Source organism: Streptomyces sp. NBC_01176, from assembly GCF_045039825.1.
Classification (GTDB): Bacteria; Actinomycetota; Actinomycetes; order Streptomycetales; family Streptomycetaceae; genus Streptomyces.
This window is the reverse complement of record NZ_CP108600.1, coordinates 9,938,521-9,955,800: the sequence shown is the minus strand read 5'-3', so window position 1 is coordinate 9,955,800 and position 17,280 is coordinate 9,938,521. Positions and strand designations below refer to the sequence as shown.

Genomic DNA, 17,280 nt, shown 5'->3' with positions numbered 1-17,280 from the left:
CGTGGCCCTGGCCGGGTTGTCTGGGGAAACCCTTGGAAATCATCACCGCAGGCCGGGGACGTGGCCGCGGACACGGCGAAGCGGCGGTGCCGGGCGACGTGGTCGCCGGGCACCGCCGCTTCGCGCCGGTCGGGGCGGCTCAGGTGTACGGGGGCGGGGCGCCCTTCTCCAGGACGGTGCGCAGGACGGAGAAGGCCTCCTGAAGGGCGGCGAGGGCCTCGCCGATGCGCCAGGCCGAACGGTCGCGGGGGCCCACGGCGTTGGAGACGGTGCGGATCTCCAGTACGGGTGTGCCGTGCGCGGCGGCTGCTTCGGCGACGCCGAATCCCTCCATGGCCTCCGCGCCGGCGTCGGGGTGGGCGTGGGCGAGGGCGCGGGCGCGTTCGGCGGTGCCGGTGGCGGTGGAGACGGTCAGGACGGGGGCGTGGGTGGCGCCGAGGGCGCGGGCCACGGCGGTGGCGAGACCGGGTGGGCAGGCGTGGGTGGTCCTGCCGAAACCGAGGGTGTCGACGGGGAGGAAGCCGCCCGGGGAGTCGGCGCCTAGGTCGGCGGCGACGATGCGGTCGGCGACGACGGCGGCGCCGACGGCTGCGTGGGGGGCGAAGCCGCCGCCGATGCCGGCGGCGATGACGAGGTGGTAGGGCTCGTCTCGCAGGGCCGCGGCGGTGAGGGCGGCGCCGGTGGCGGCCGCGGCGGAGGCCGGGCCGACGCCGCCGGCGAGCAGGTCGGCGCGCAGCGGGCCGGGGGCGGTGCCGTCGCCGGTGCGTCTGAGGACGTAGCCGGGCAGGGCGTGTTCGGCGGGGGGCGCGGCGGGCTCCAGACCCCGGGCGGCGGCTTCGCGTTCCGCGGTGACGGCGGTCACCACGAGCAGCCGTACGGGCGTCATGACGGGATCTGCACGCGGCCGTGGTCACCGATCACGAACCGGTGGGCGGCGGGCAGGCGTGGGGCGAGGGTGACCTGGACGTTGCGGCCGATGAGGGAGGCCTCGACGCGGCGGATGCGGTCGAAGGAGGAGTCCCGCAGCACGATGGAGAACTCGATCTCGCTGGCGGTGATGCGGCAGTTCTCGGCGACGGAGGTGGAGGGGCCTATGTAGGAGTCGGTGATGACGCTGCCGGCGCCGATGATGGCGGGGCCCACGATGCGCGAGTTGCGGACCACGGTGCCGGCCTCGATGTGGACGCGTCCGATGATCTCGCTGGCCTCGTCGACGTAACCGTCGATGCGGGTCTCCAGGCGTTCCAGGAGGGTGCGGTTGACCTCCAGCATGTCGTTGACGTTGCCGGTGTCCTTCCAGTACCCGGTGATCACGGTGGAGCGCACGGCGAGCTGCTGCTCGATCAGCCAGCGGAGGGCGTCGGTGATCTCCAGTTCGCCGCGCGGGGAGGGGGTGATGGCGCGTACGGCGTCGTGGATGTGGGGGGTGAAGAGGTAGACGCCGGCGACGGCGAGGTCGCTCCTGGGGTGCCGGGGCTTCTCCTCCAGGTCGACGACGTTGCCGCTGTCGTCGATGACGGCGACGCCGAAGGCGGTGGGGTCGGGGACGCGGGTGAGCAGGATCTGCGCGTCGCAGCGGTCCTTGCGGAACTCGTCGACGACGTCGGTGATGCCGTCGAGGACGAAGTTGTCGCCGAGGTACATGACGAAGTCGTCGTCGCCGAGGAAGGGGCGGGCGATGAGGACGGCGTGGGCGAGTCCGAGGGGTTCGCCCTGCGGTATGTAGGTGATGTCCAGGCCGAAGGCGGAGCCGTCGCCGACGGCGGCCTCGATCTCCTCGGCGGTGTTCCCGACGATGATGCCGACGTCGGTGATGCCGGCTTCGGCGATGGCTTCGAGGCCGTAGAAGAGGATCGGTTTGTTGGCGACCGGGACCAGTTGCTTGCTGGACGTGTGGGTGATCGGCCGCAGTCGCGTACCGGATCCCCCCGCGAGCACGAGAGCCTTCACAGTTCCATCCAGGTGACGAGTAGCTGGTCGGCCGGTGGGCGCCGGGGCGTCCACGCGGCCGGGTGGGGTGGGGCGGCCGCCCTGCCGGACGGCCGCCCCCGTGGGTCATGCACCGCCGAGTTCGGTCTCCAGGAACCGGCGCAGTTCGTCGTCCGACACCTCGTCCGGGTGGCCGGTGCCGGCCGCCTGGTGCGTCGCGGGCGCGGCGGCGTCGAGCTGGGCGAGCAGCCGCTGGAGCCGGCTGCGGAGTCCGTCGTGCAGTTCGTCGTACGGTCCGGCCTCGGCCAGCACCTGTTGGAACTCTCCTTCCATGTGGTCGAGTTGTGCCAGCACGGAGCCGCCGGAGGCGGGGGCCGTGCCCGGTGCCGCGGGGGCGGGTGCGGGGGCCATCCGGGTCAGCAGGTGGTCGGCGAGTCCCGCGGGGGTCGGGTAGTCGAACAGCAGGGTGGCCGGGAGTCGGACGCCGGTGACGGCGCCGAGCCGGTTGCGCAGTTCGACGGCGGTCAGGGAGTCGAAGCCGACCTGCAGGAAGCCCCGTTCGGGGTCGATGAGGTCGGCCGTGTCGTAGCCCAGGACGAGGGCCGCCTGGGCGAGCACCGCCTGCAGCAGGGCGCCGTGGCGCTCGTGCGCCGGCAGGGCCGCGAGGCGTTCTTTCAGGCCGTCGGCGCTCTCCGGTGCCGTGTGGTCGGCGGCCGGGCCGCTCGCGCGGGCCAGTCGTGGGTTGCGGGCCTGGACGAGGTCGCGCAGCAGGTGCGGCACGGATCCGTCGGAGGCGCGCAGGGCGGCCGGGTCGAGTGCGGCGGGCGCGAGGAAGACGTCGGGCGCGCCGAGTGCGGTATCGAGCAGGGCGAGGGCTTCGGCGGTGTCCATGGGCTGGACGCCGCCGCGTTGCACCCGGCGCAGGTCGGCCTCGCCGAGTTTGCCGGTCATGCCGCTGCGTTCGGCCCACAGTCCCCAGGCCAGGGAGAGCGCCGGGTGTCCCGCGGCGCTGCGCCGGGCGGCGAGGGCGTCGAGGAAGGCGTTGGCGGCCGAGTAGTTGCCCTGGCCGACGCCGCCGAAGGTGCCGGCGAGCGAGGAGAACAGGACGAGGGTGACGGGGCGGGCGTCGCGGGTGAGTTCGTCGAGGTGTGCCGCGGCGTCGGCCTTGGCCCGCAGGGCGGTGTCCACCCGTTCGGGGGTGAGGGCCTCGACGACACCGTCGTCGAGGACGCCGGCGGTGTGCACGACGGCGGTCAGCGGGCGGTCGGCGGGGATGCCGGCCAGGAGTGCGGCGAGGGCGTCGCGGTCGGCGACGTCGCAGGCGGCGAGGGTCACCCGGGCGCCGTGGCCGCGCAGTTCCTCGGACAGTGCGGCCATGCCTTCGGCCTCGGCGCCTCGCCGGCTGGCCAGGATCAGGGAGTCGACCGCGTGCGTGGTGACGAGGTGGCGGGCCACCTGCCGGGCGAGCACTCCGGACGCTCCGGTGACCAGGACCGTGCCGGAGGGGTCGAAGCCGGTGAGGCCTCCGGTGTCCGTCAGGTCTCCGGTGTCCGTGAGGTCTCCGGTGTCCGTGGGGTCTCCGGTGTCCGTGGGGTCCCGGCGGTCCGTGAGGTCCTGGGCGCGGGTCAGGCGCGGGGCGAGTGCGCTGCCGTTGCGCAGGGCCGTCTCCGCTTCGCCGCCGGCCAGGACGGCGGGCAGCAGGTCCAGGGAGGCGGCGGCGCCGTCGTGGTCGAGGAGGCCGAAGCGGCCCGGGTTCTCGGCCTTGGCCGCGCGGATCAGGCCCCATACGGCGGCCTGCGCCGGGTCGGTGGCCGCGGCGTCGCCGGCAGCGGTCGTCACGGCGTGGCGGGTGGCGAACACCAGTCGTGCCGGCGCGAACGTCTCCTCCCGCAGCCAGGCGCCGGCCAGTTCGAGGGCGCGGTGCGTGGTCCGGCGGACGGCGTCGGCGGGGTCCGGGGCACCGGCGGTCGCGGGCAGGGCGACCAGCACCGTAGGCGGCAGCGGGGCGCCGGCGGCGACCTCGGCGCGCAGGGCGTCGAGGCTGTCGTGGCGGGTCAGCGCGCCGGTGTGCCGGGCGGCCCAGTCGGTCAGGGTGGCGTCGGCGTCGAGAAGGGCCGGTGCCGGGGCGGTGCCGTCGTGCGTGCCGGCGGGCACCCACCGCACGCGGTAGAGGCCGGCGGCGCCGGTGGGGTGGGCCGGCCGGGTGCTGTCGACGGGGCGCAGGACGAGTCCGGTGATGCCGGCGACGGGTGTGCCGGTGGCGTCGGCGACCTGGACGGCGTACTGGTGGTCTCCGCGCGGGGTGAGGCGTACGCGCAGTGCGGCCGGTCCGGCGGCGGTCACCGTCACTCCGGTGAAGGTGAACGGTACGACGGTGGGTCCGTCGGCGTCGGCGACGAGTGCCACGGTGTGCAGGGCGGCGTCCAGGAGTGCGGGGTGGACGGTGAAGTCCCCGGCGCGTTCGGGGGCGGTGCCGTCCTGCGGGGCGATCTCCGCGTACACCTCGTCGCCCAGGCGCCAGGCGGCGCGCAGGCCGCGGAAGGCGGGCCCGTAGTGGAAGCCGTTCTCGGCGATGCGGGTGTACAGCCCGGACACGTCGAGGGGTTCGGCGCCGGCGGGCGGCCAGGCGGCCGTGCCGAGGTGCTCGGGCGGGTCGGCCGGTTCGTCGCCGAGTGTGCCCGCGGCGTGCCGGACCCAGGGCGGGGCCGTGTCGTCGTGGGTGCTCAGGGGCCGTGCGTGCACGGTCAGGGCGCGGGTCGCGGAGCCGTCGGAGGGGGCGACGGTGACCTGGAGCTGGAGGGCTCCGGTGAGGGGCAGGACGAGGGGTGTCTCCAGGGTGAGGTCGGTGACCTGGGCGGCGCCGGCCCGTTCGCAGGCCTGGAGGGCGAGTTCGAGGAACGCGGTGCCCGGGAAGAGGACGCTGTCGCCGAGCGCGTGGTCGCGCAGCCAGGGCTGGCGTTCCACGGACACGGTGCCGGTGAGCAGTACGCCGTCCGAGCCGGCCAGTGGTACGGAGATGTCGAGCAGCGGGTGTCCGGCGGCCTCCACTCCGGTGTGGGCGACGTCGCGGGTGCTGGGGGTGGCCTGGAGCCAGTAGCTGCTGCGCTGGAAGGGGTAGGTCGGCAGGTCGACCCGGTGCGCGCCCAGCGGGGCGAGCAGGGTGGCCCAGTCGGGTGCGTGGCCGCGGACGTGCAGCCGGGCGAGTGCGGTGGTGAAGGACTCGCGCTCGTCGGTGTCGCGGCGCAGCAGCGGTACGAGGGTGGCGTCGCCGGTGACGCAGTCGCCGGCCAGGGCGGTCAGTACGCCGCCGGGGCCGATCTCGACGTAGGTGGTGATGCCCTGTTCCTCCAGGGTGCGCACGCCGTCGCTGAACCGGACGGCCTCGCGGACCTGGCGCCCCCAGTGGGCGGGGTCGGCGATCTCCTGTGCTCCGTAGGGGGCGCCGGTGACGGCGGAGACCACGGGCAGGGCGGGGGTGTGGTGCGGGAGGTGGGCGGTGAGGGCGGCGAACTCGTCGAGCATGGCGTCCATGCGGGGCGAGTGGAAGGCGTGGCTGACGTTCAGGCGCCGGGTCTTGCGGCCCTGGGCGGCGAGTGCGTCGGCGACGGCGGTCACCGCGTCCTCGTCTCCGGAGACGACGGTGGCCAGGGGGCTGTTGAGGGCGGCGATGGCGGCCCTGCCCTCGTGGCCGGCGAGCAGCGGCAGTACCTCCTGTTCGGACGCCTGTACGGAGATCATGGCGCCGCCCTGCGGCAGGGCCTGCATGAGCCGGCCGCGGGTGGCGACCAGCAGGCAGGCGTCCTCCAGGGCGAGTACTCCGGCGACGTGCGCGGCGGCGATCTCGCCGACGGAGTGACCGAGGACGGCGTCGGGCTTGAGACCGGTGCTCTCCACGAGCCGGTACAGGGCGACCTCCACGGCGAACAGGCCTGCCTGGGTGTAGGCGGTCTGGTCGAGGAGTGCGGCCTCGGGTGTCCCGGCCGGTGCGAACAGGATGTCGCGCAGGGGGTGTTCGAGGTGGCGGTCCATGTGTGCGCAGACCGCGTCCAGGGCGTCGGCGAAGACGTCGTACTCGGCGTAGAGGGCGCGTCCGGTGCCGGGCTGCTGCGCGCCCTGTCCGGAGAAGAGGAACGCGACCTTGCCGGTGCGTGCCCGGTCCACGCTGAGGAGCGGGTGTTCGCGGCCCTCGGCGAGTGCGGTCAGGGCCTCGGTGAAGGAGGCCGGGTCGCCGGCGACGACCGCGGCCCGGTCCTCGAAGGCGGTCCGTCCGCGGGCCAGGGACAGGGCGATGTCGGCCGGGCGTGCGTCGTGGGGCGGGGCGAGGTGGTCGAGCAGGCGGCGGGCCTGTTCGCGCAGGGCGGCCGTGCCGCGGGCCGACAGCAGCCACGGCACGATCGGTGCCGGATCCGTTGCCGTTGCGGTGGTGTCCGTCGCGTTGCCGGTGCCGTCAGTGCCGTCAACGTGTTCGGTGCCGCCGGTGGTGTCGGTGCGGTCGGTGGTGTCGGTGGGGTGGCCGGCGGGCGGCTGGGCGGTCTCGGGGAGGGCGTCGTCGGTGGGCTCGGGTTCCTGGAGGATGACGTGGGCGTTGGTTCCGCTGACGCCGAAGGAGGAGACACCGGCACGGCGCGGGGCGTCGCCCCGGGCCCAGTCGCGTTCCTGGTCGAGCAGGCGTACCGCGCCCGAGGACCAGTCGATGTGCGGGGAGGGGTTCTCGGCGTGCAGCGTGCGGGGCAGCACGCCGTGCCGCATCGCCATCACCATCTTGATGATGCCGGCGACGCCCGAAGCGGCCTGGGTGTGGCCGATGTTGGACTTCAGCGCGCCGAGCCACAGCGGCCGGTCGGCGGGCCGGTCCTGGCCGTACGCCGCGAGCAGGGCCTGGGCCTCGATCGGGTCGCCCAGCTTGGTGCCGGTGCCGTGTGCCTCGACGACGTCGACGTCGGCCGGGGCGAGGCCGGCGGAGCCGAGGGCCTGGCGGATGACCCGCTGCTGTGCGGGACCGTTGGGGGCGGTGAGCCCGTTGGAGGCGCCGTCCTGGTTGACGGCCGTGCCGGCCACGGTCGCGAGGACGGTGTGGCCGTTGCTGCGGGCGTCGGAGAGTCGTTCCAGGAGCAGCAGGCCGACGCCCTCGGCCCAGCCCGCGCCGTCGGCGTCGGCGGAGAAGGCCTTGCAGCGGCCGTCGGGCGACAGGGCGCGCTGCCGGCTGAACTCGATGAAGGTGTCCGGTGTGGAGATCACGGTGACGCCGCCCGCGAGGGCGAGGCCGCACTCCCCCGACCGCAGTGCCTGCACGGCGAGGTGCAGGGCGACGAGGGAGGAGGAGCAGGCGGTGTCGACGGTGACCGCCGGGCCTTCCAGGCCGAAGGTGTAGGCGATGCGGCCGGAGGCGACGCTGCTCGCGCTGCCCGTGGCCAGGTAGCCCTCCAGTCCTTCGGGTGCCTGGCGGGCCCGGGTGCCGTAGTCGTTGTAGTTGGAGCCGATGAAGACGCCGGTCTGGGTGCCCCGGACGCGTTCGGGGTCGATCCCGGCCCGCTCGAGGGCTTCCCACGAGGTCTCCAGCAGGAGCCGGTGCTGCGGGTCGACGGCTACCGCCTCACGGGGCGAGATCCCGAAGAAGGCGGGGTCGAACTGGTCGGCGTCGTAGAGGAATCCGCCGTGCCGGGCGTAGGAGTGGCCGGGCTTGTCGGGGTCGGGGTCGTAGAGGTTGTCCACGTCCCAGCCGCGGTTGTCGGGGAACGGGCTGATGGCGTCGGTGCCGTCGGCGACGAGGCTCCACAGTTCCTCGGGCGAGGTGACGCCGCCGGGGAAGCGGCAGCCCATGCCGACGATGACGATCGGGTCGTCGGCCGGTGCCCGGGGCGGGAGCCGGTCCGCCGTGGTGGCGTCCGTGGTGGCGCCGTGGTCGTCGGTGAACAGTTCGGTGTCGAGGTGGGCGGCGAGCGCCGCGGCCGAGGGGTGGTCGAAGGCCATGGTGACGGGCAGGCGCAGCCCGGTCGCCTCGGCGAGGCGGTTGCGCAGTTCGACGGCGGTCAGCGAGTCGAAGCCGAGGTCGCGGAAGGCCCTGCCCTCGGGCACGGCGTCGGTGTCGGTGTGTCCGAGCACCGCCGCGGCCTGGCGGCGGACCTCCGTGAGGAGCGCCGCGCGGCGCTCGGCGGGCGCGAGGCCGCGCAGCCGCGCGGGCAGCGGCGGGCCGTCCTGTGCCGCGGTGTCCTTCTCGGTGCGTTCGCCCTCGGGCGTGGCGGCGCGGGCCTCGGGGAAGTCGCGCAGTGCGGCGAAGGCGCGGGCGGTGACCAGTTTCCAGTCGACGTCGGCGACGACGAGGAACTCCTCGTCCTGGTCGAGGGCCTGCTGGAGGGCGGACACGGCGAGTTCGGGCTCCATGGGTGGCACGCCGTCGCGGCGCAGTCGCTGGGCGACCTCTTCGCTGACCATGCCGCCGCCGGCCCAGGTTCCCCAGGCCATGGACGTGGCGGGCAGGCCGTCGGCGCGTCGCTTGGCGGCGAACGCGTCGAGGAAGGCGTTGGCGGCGGCGTAGCTGCCCTGGCCGGAGCGGCCGAGTGTGCCGGCCATGGAGGAGAACAGGACGAACGCGGTGAGGTCGAGGTGGCGGGTCGCCTCGTGCAGGGCCAGCGCGGCGTCCACCTTCGGCCGCAGGACGCCGTGGGCGCGCTGCGGGGTGAGTGCGTCGATGACACCGTCGTCGATGACACCGGCGGTGTGCACGACGGCTGTCAGGGTGCCGCCGCCGGGCAGGTCGTCGACGAGTCGGCGGACGGCGTCACGGTCGGCGACGTCGCAGGCGACGACACTCGCCGGGGTGCCCAACGCGGCCAGTTCGGCGACGAGTTCGGCGGCTCCGGGGGCGTCGGGGCCGTGCCTGCTGACCAGTACCAGGTGTTCGGCGCCGCTGCGGGCCAGCCAGTGGGAGACGTGGCGGCCGAGGCCGCCGGTGCCTCCGGTGACCAGGACGGTGCCGCTGGGCGACCAGGCCGGTCCGGCCGGGCGCGGGCCGTCGCCGGCGCGTACGAGGCGGCGGGCGAAGAGGCCCGAGGGGCGCAGGGCGAGGTGGTCCTCGTCGAGGAGTCCGGACAGGGCGGCGACGAGCCGTCGGCCGGCCCGCTCGTCCACGGTCTCCGGCAGGTCGATCAGGCCGCCCCAGCGCTGCGGGTACTCCATGGAGGCGATCCGGCCGAGGCCCCAGGCCATGGCCTGCAGCGGGTGGTCCAGGGTGTCGTTGCGGTGCACGGAGACCGCGCCGCTGGTGGCGCACCACAGGGGCGCGTCGAAGGACGCGTCGCCGAGCGCCTGGATCAGGGTGGTCATCAGGACGAGCCCGGTGGGCAGGGCGCACTCGTCGGCCCAGGGCCGTTCGTCGAGGGCCAGCAGGGAGACGATGCCGTGCACGGGGCCGTGGGCGGCCTCCTGCCGCAGCAGGTCGGCGAGCCGGTCGCGTTCGGCCTCCCGGGATCCGATGACGAGGGTGCGCAGGCCGTCCGCCCGCTCGGCCACCGATGACGTCACGCCGCGTACGAAGTCGCTGTCCTCCTGGCCCTCGGGGACGACGAGGAGCCAGGTGCCGTCGAGGGTGACGGGTGCGCCCTGTTCGGGCTTGGGCCGCCAGGCGATGCGGTAGCGCCAGCTGTCGAGGGTGGAACGCTCGCGCCGGCTGCGGCGCCAGGACGACAGGGCGGGCACGATCGCGCCCAGTGACTCCTGGTCGTCGAGGCCGAGGGTCCGGGCGAGGCTTTCGACGTCACCGTCCTCGACCGACTCCCAGAAGCCGTCGTCGGCCAGGTCGACCCCGCCGAACATGACCGGGCCGGTGAAGGGTCCGGCCGGCTCGGGCGCGTCGAGCCAGTAGCGCTGCCGCTGGAAGGCGTAGGTGGGCAGCTCCACCCGGCGCGGGTGCTGTTCGGCGTAGGCCTGGCTCCAGTCGACGGTGACGCCGCGCGTCCACGCCTCACCCAGTGACGTGTAGAAGCGGGCCAGGCCGCCCTGACCGCGGCGCAGGGTGCCGGTGACCACGGCCTCACCACCGGCCGCCTCCACCGTCTCCGCGACGGGAACGGTCAGCACGGGATGCGGACTCATCTCCAGGAACGCACCATGCCCCGAACCCACCAACTCACGGACCGCAGACTCCAGTTGAACGGTCTGACGCAGATTCGTGTACCAGTAACCGGCATCCGTGACCGCCGACTCCAGCCACCCACCCGTCACCGTCGAGAAGAACGGCACCTCCGGCTCACGTGCAACGACCGGAGCGAGTATCTCCAGCAGCTCCTCACGGATCAGCTCGACATGCGCGGAGTGGGAGGCGTAGTCCACCTCCACCCGCCGCACCCGAATGTCTTCGGTGCCCGCCTGCTCCACGAGTTCATCGAGCGCGTCCGCGTCACCCGAGACCACGACCGACGTCGGACCGTTCACCGCCGCGACCGACACACGACCGCCCCACGCGGAGATCAGTTCCTCGGCGCGCTCACGCGACAACGCGACCGACACCATCCCACCCTGCCCCGCCAGTGCGGTGATCGCACGGCTGCGCAAGGCCACCACCCGCGCACCATCCTGAAGACTCAGCGCACCCGCGACGACCGCAGCCGCGATCTCACCCTGCGAATGACCCACCACCGCCGCCGGACGCACACCGAACGACTCCCACAACGCCGCCAGCGACACCATCACCGCCCACAACACCGGCTGCACCACATCCACCCGGTCCAGCCCCGGAGCACCCTCCACGCCCCGCACCACATCCATCAACGACCACTCCACGAACCCGTCCAACGCCGCCGCACACTCACCGAAACGAGCCGCGAACACCGGCGAGGTATCCAGGAGTTCGACCGCCATCCCCACCCACTGCGCACCCTGACCCGGGAACACGAAGACGGTGTCGATGTCCTCGCCGACGCGCTGGGTGGTTCCGCGGACGAGTGCGGGGGTCGCCTCGCCGTCGGTGAGCGAGGTGAGGGCGGTCAGGAGTGCGTCGCGGTCGGCGCCGACGACGACGGCGCGTTCCTCGAGTGCGGCACGGCCGGTCACCAGGGAGTGGGCGACGTCGACGGCGTCGGCGTCCCCGGCGGCGACGGCGGCCACGAGCCGCTCCGCCTGGGCCCTGAGTGCCTTCTCCGAGCGGGCCGTGACGAGCCACGGGACGACCGGGCCGTCCGTCTCGGGAGCGGGCTCGGCGGCTGCCGGTCCGGACTGCTCGGATGCGGACTGCTGCTCGGACGCGGACTGCTCGGACGCGGGCTGTTCGATGATGATGTGCGCGTTCGTGCCGCTCACGCCGAAGGAGGAGACACCGGCCCGTCGGGGGTGGCCGTTCTCCTCCCAGGGCCGTGCCTCGGAGAGGACCTCGACCGCGCCGGCCGACCAGTCCACGAACGACGACACCTCGTCGGCGTGCAGCGACTTGGGCAGCACACCGTGCCGCATCGCCTGCACCATCTTGATGACCCCGGCCATGCCGGAGGCGGCCTGGGTGTGGCCGATGTTGGACTTCACCGAGCCGAGCCACAACGGTCGGTCGGCGGGCCGGTCCTTGCCGTAGGTGGCGAGCAGAGCCTGCGCCTCGATGGGGTCACCGAGCTTGGTGCCCGTGCCGTGCGCCTCGACCACGTCGACGTCGACCGCCGACAGACCGGCGTTGGCCAGGGCGGCGCGGATGACACGCTGCTGGGACAGGCCGTTGGGGGCCGTCAGGCCGTTGGAGGCGCCGTCCTGGTTGATCGCCGAACCCCGGACGACCGCTAGGACCTCGTGTCCGTTGCGGCGCGCGTCCGAGAGCCGCTCCAGCAGCACCATGCCGACGCCTTCGGCCATGCCCATGCCGTCGGCTTCGGCGGAGAAGGGCTTGCAGCGGCCGTCCACGGCGAGCCCCCGCTGCCGGCTGAAGCCGACGAGGCCGATGGGCTCGCCCATGACGGCGGCGCCGCCGGTGAGCGCGAGGGAGCATTCTCCGGAGCGCAGCGCCTGCAGGGCGAGGTGCAGGGCGACCAGGGCGGAGGAGCAGCCGGTGTCCATGGTGACGGCCGGGCCCTCCAGGCCGAGGGTGTAGGAGATGCGGCCGGAGGCGATGCTGGTGACGGTCCCGGTGATGAGGTGGCCCTCGAGGCCTTCCGGTACCTCGGAGCGTGACCCGTATCCCTGGTGGGAGGCGCCGACGAAGACGCCGGTGGGGCTGCCGTGGAGGCTGTCGGGGGCGATGCCGGCCCGCTCCAGGGCCTCCCAGGCGGTCTCCAGCAGGAGGCGCTGCTGCGGGTCCATGGCGGTCGCCTCACGGGGCGAGATCCCGAAGAACGCGGCGTCGAACTCGGCGGCGTCGTGCAGGAATCCGCCCTCGCGGGCGTAGGTCGTACCGGCCCGGTCCGGATCGGGATCGTAGAGGTTCTCGACGTCCCAGCCGCGGTCGGTGGGCAGGGTGGACACCGCGTCGGTCTCGTCCAGGACGAGGCTCCACAGTTCGTCGGGCGAGGTGACGCCGCCGGGGAAGCGGCAGCTCATGGAGACGATGGCGATGGGCTCGTCGTCGTGGGCGGCGGCCACGGGGGTGACGGTGGCCGGCGGGGCGGCATCGGCCTGCGTGTCGGGGACGAGGCTCGTGCGCAGGAAGCGGACGAGGTCGCGGACGTTGGGATGGTCGAAGACGATCGTCGCCGGAAGGCCGAGGCCGGTGGCGGAGTTGAGGCGGTTGCGCAGTTCGACCGCGGTGAGGGAGTCGAAGCCCATCTCGCGGAAGGCGCGGGTGACGGCGACCTCGGCGCTGTCCGCGTGGCCGAGGACTCCGGCCACCTCGGTGCGGACCAGCTCGAACAGCACCCGGTCCCGCTCGGCGGCGGACATCTCGGCCAGTTCCGCGCGGAGGGTGTCGGCGCGGCTGACCGCGCTCGCGACGACGGCCTCGTCGGCCTTCATCGCCTCGGCGACCTCGGGCACCTCGTGCAGGAGCGGTCGCGGGTGCGCGGCGGTGAAGACCGGGACGAACCGTTCCCAGTCGATGTCGGCGACGGCGAGGAAGGTGTCGTCGTGGTCGAGTGCCTGCTGCAGTCCCTCGACGGCCAGCTTCGCGTCCATGAAGGGGATACCGCGCCAGCGCAGCTGTTCCCGGACGATGTTGACGGCCATGCCGCCGCCCTCGGGGCTCCAGATGCCCCACGCGATGGACGTACCGGTCAGGCCGCGGGCGCGCCGGTGGTCGGCGAGCGCGTCGACGTAGGAGTTGCCCGCGGAGTAGGCGCCGTGGTCGCCGCTGCCCCAGGTGCCCGCGACGGAGGAGTACAGCACGAACGCGTCGAGGCGGTCGTGGTCGAAGACGGCGTCGAGGTTGGCCGCTCCGAGGACCTTGGCGCGCAGTCCTTCGGAGAAGAAGTCGAGGTCCGTCCCGGCGAGGGGTGCCAGCAGGCCGACGCCCGCGGTGTGGATGACGGAGCGGATGGCGGGGCCTTCGGCCTCGACCTGTTCCACGAGCCGGGTCAGGGCCTCGCGGTCGGCGACGTCGCAGGCCGCGATGGTCACGCGGCAGCCGAGAGCGGTGAGCTCGTCGCACAGGTCCCTGGCGCCGGGGGCGTCGAGGCCGTGCCGGCTGGTGAGCACCAGGTGCTCGGCGCCGCTGCGGGCGAGGAGGCGCGCGGCGTGGCCGCCGAGGCCTCCGGTGCCGCCGGTGACCAGGGCGCTGCCGCTGGTGGTCCAGGTCCGGGCGGACCGGCGGCCGGACAGCGGGGCGCGGACCAGGCGGCGGATGTAGGTGCCGGAGGGGCGCAGTGCGATCTGGTCCTCGTCGCCGGCGGCGGCGAGGGTTTCCACGAGTGCCGCTCCGGTGCGCGCGTCGAGTTCGGCGGGCAGGTCGAGCAGGGCGCCCCACAGCTTGGGCTGTTCGAGGGCGATGACCCGGCCGAGTCCCCAGACGGCGGCCTGGAGGGGATGTGCCACCGTGTCGCCGGCGATGCCGGTGGTGGCCGACTCGGTGGTCAGCAGCCACAGCCGGGTGTCGGTCCCGGCGTCGAGGAGTCCCTGGAGGAGGGCGACCGACTGGGTCAGGCCGACGGTGGGTCCGGCGTGGCCCGGGGCGGGGCGCTCGTCGAGGGCGAGCAGGGACACCACTCCGCGTACGGGGGTGGCGGCGTCGGCGGCGACGATGTCGGTGAGTTGTTCCGCGACGGCGGTCCGGTCGAGTTCCGTCTCGTTCATCACCAGGGGAACGGTCGCGGCTCCGGCCTCGACGAGGAGGCGGGTCACGGTCTGGACGATCGTGGCGTCCTGGTGGGTTTCGGGGACGACGACGAGCCAGGTGCCGTCGAGGGTCGGGGCGGGTGTGCCCGGTTCGGGTTTCGGCCGCCAGACGATGCGGTAGCGCCAGCTGTCGAGGGTGGAACGGGCCTGGCGTCCCTTGCGCCACGACGACAGGGCCGGAACCACCGAACCCAGGGACTCCTGGTCCTCGATACCGAGAGTGCGCGCGAACCCTTCCAGGTCACCGTCCTCGACACTCTTCCAGAACGCCTCGTCCACCGGGTCCGCCACCACCGCCGAGGCCTTCGGCAGCTCCAGCCAGAACCGCTGGTGCTGGAAGGCATACGTCGGCAACTCCACCCGCCGCGGACGCCGCCCGGCGAACACCGGACTCCAGTCGACGGTGACGCCGCGCGTCCACGCCTCACCGAGAGAGGTGTAGAAACGGGCCAGGCCGCCCTGACCGCGACGCAGAGTACCCGTGACCACGGCCTCACCACCGGCCGCCTCCACCGTCTCCGCGACCGGAACGGTCAGCACGGGATGCGGACTCATCTCCAGGAACGCACCATGCCCCGAACCCACCAACTCACGGACCGCAGACTCCAGTTGAACGGTCTGACGCAGGTTCGTGTACCAGTAGCCGGCATCCGTGACCGCCGACTCCAGCCACCCACCCGTCACCGTCGAGAAGAACGGCACCTCCGGCTCACGTGCAACGACCGGAGCAAGAACCTCCAGCAGCTCCTCACGGATCAGCTCGACATGCGCCGAGTGGGAGGCGTAGTCCACCTCCACCCGCCGCACCCGAATGTCTTCGGTGCCCGCCTGCTCCACCAACTCATCGAGCGCGTCCGCGTCACCGGAGACCACGACCGACGTCGGACCGTTGACCGCCGCGACCGAGATACGACCGTCCCAGCCCGCGATCAGTTCCTCGGCGCGCTCACGCGACAACGCGACCGACACCATCCCACCCTGGCCCGCGAGTGCGGTGATCGCACGGCTGCGCAAGGCCGCCACCCGCGCACCGTCCTGCAACGACAGCGCACCCGCGACGACCGCAGCCGCGATCTCACCCTGCGAATGACCCACCACCGCCGCCGGACGCACACCGAACGACTCCCACAACGCCGCCAGCGACACCATCACCGCCCACAACACCGGCTGCACCACATCCACCCGGTCCAACGACCGGCCCTCACGGACGACATCCAGCAGATCGAAGTCCACGAACCCGTCCAACGCCGCCGCACACTCACCAAAGCGAGCCGCGAACACCGGCGAGGAATCCAGGAGTTCGACCGCCATCCCCACCCACTGCGCACCCTGACCCGGGAACACGAAGACGGTGTCGACGTCCTCGCCGGGGTTCTCGGCGAGGCCGCGGGCCACGGTGGCGGGCTGTTCGCCGCGTGCGACGGCGCGCAGGGCGGTCAGGAGTGCGTCGCGGTCGGCGCCGACGACGACGGCGCGCTCTTCGAGTGCGGCGCGGCCGGTCACCAGGGAGTGGGCGACGTCGACGGCGTCGGTGTCACCGGCTTCGACGGCGGCCACGAGCCGCTCCGCCTGGGCCTTGAGTGCTTTGTCCGAGCGTGCGGACAGCAGCCAGGGAAGGGCGGTGGGGGTGGTGGCGGGCTCGGCCGCGGTTTCCTGCGCTTCCTCGTCCTGCGGTTCCTCGTCCTGCGGTGCCTGTTCGAGGAGGACGTGGGCGTTGGTGCCGCTGCCGCCGAAGGAGGAGACGCCGGCGCGGCGGGGCCTGCCGGTCTCGGGCCAGTCGACGGATTCCGTCAGGAGTTTCAGGGTCCGGGTGGACCAGTCGACGTGCGAGGTCGGCTCGTCGACGTGCAGGCTCTTGGGGAGGACTCCCCGACGGAGGGACTCGACCGTCTTGATCACGGCGGCGACGCCGGAGGCGGCCTGGGTGTGGCCGATGTTGGACTTCACCGAGCCGAGCCACAGCGGCTGGTCGGCGGGCCGGTCCTTGCCGTAGGTGGCGAGCAGGGCCTGTGCCTCGATGGGGTCACCGAGCTTGGTGCCCGTGCCGTGCGCCTCGATGGCGTCGATGTCCTGGGCGGTGAGGTCCGCGTTGGCGAGGGCGGCGCGGATGACACGCTGCTGGGAGGGGCCGTTGGGGGCGGTCAGTCCGTTGGAGGCGCCGTCCTGGTTGATCGCGGAACCGCGGACGACCGCGAGGACCTGGTGTCCGTTGCGGCGCGCGTCCGAGAGCCGCTCCAGCAGCAGGACGCCCACGCCCTCGCCCCAGCCCGTACCGTCCGCGCCCTCCGCGAACGGCTTGCACCGGCCGTCCGTGGCGAGGCCGCGCTGGCGGCTGAACTCGACGAAGTTGCGGGTGGTGGCCATGACGGTGGCGCCGCCGGTGACGGCCATGGAGCACTCGCCGGTGCGCAGGGCCTGCATGGCGAGGTGCAGGGCCACGAGGGACGAGGAGCACATGGTGTCGAGGCTGACCGCGGGTCCCTCGAAGCCGAAGCTGTAGGAGAGCCGGCCGGAGAGGACGGCCGCGGAACCGCCGGTCAGCAGGTGCCCCTCGACGTCGTCGGGCGCGTTGCTGCCGTCGACGGCGTAGCCCTGGTTGCTGGAGCCGATGAAGACGCCGGTGCTGCTGCCGCGCAGGGTGTCGGGGTCGATGCCGGCCCGCTCGAAGAGCTCCCAGGTGGTTTCCAGCAGGAGGCGCTGCTGCGGGTCCATGGCCAGTGCCTCGCGCGGCGAGATCCCGAAGAACCCGGCGTCGAACTCCGCCGCGTCGTAGAGGAAGGCGCCCTCGCGGACGTAGCTGGTGCCGGTCCGGTCGGGGTCCGGGTCGTAGAGCGCGTCGAGGTCCCAGCCGCGGTCCGTGGGCATGGCCGCGACGGTGTCGGTGCCCTCGCTCACCACCGTCCAGAGGTCCTCCGGGGTGCGGACTCCGCCGGGCAGGCGGCAGGCGGTCGCCACGATGGCAACGGGCTCGTGCTCGCGGGTCTCGAACTCGGCGAGCCTGCGGCGCGTCTGCCGCAGGTCCGTGGTGACCCGCTTGAGGTAGTCGCGGAGCTTGTCCTCGTTGTTGTCCATGGCAAAAAGTCAGCCCTTCGAGAATCGGGAGCCATGACGGGG

3 protein-coding genes are annotated in these 17,280 nt (G+C 73.4%); all 3 read right to left on the bottom strand.

The genetic code is table 11. The features are described 5' to 3' along the window. Window positions 1–139: 139 nt before the first annotated feature. Window positions 140–886: a futalosine hydrolase gene (locus tag OG199_RS43185; protein ID WP_356807749.1), complete on the bottom strand. Its 747-nt coding sequence runs from the start codon at window positions 884–886 to the stop codon at window positions 140–142. Continuing rightward, window positions 883–1,950, bottom strand: a complete 1,068-nt coding sequence (locus OG199_RS43180; RefSeq protein WP_356807748.1) for a glucose-1-phosphate thymidylyltransferase — start codon at window positions 1,948–1,950, stop codon at window positions 883–885. The genes OG199_RS43185 and OG199_RS43180 overlap by 4 nt, the downstream gene beginning before the upstream one ends. Before the next feature lie 105 nt (window positions 1,951–2,055). Beyond that, a complete protein-coding gene (locus OG199_RS43175; RefSeq protein ID WP_405827194.1) occupies window positions 2,056–17,238 on the bottom strand; it encodes a type I polyketide synthase in 15,183 nt (5,060 codons plus the stop codon). Window positions 17,239–17,280 lie beyond the last annotated feature (42 nt).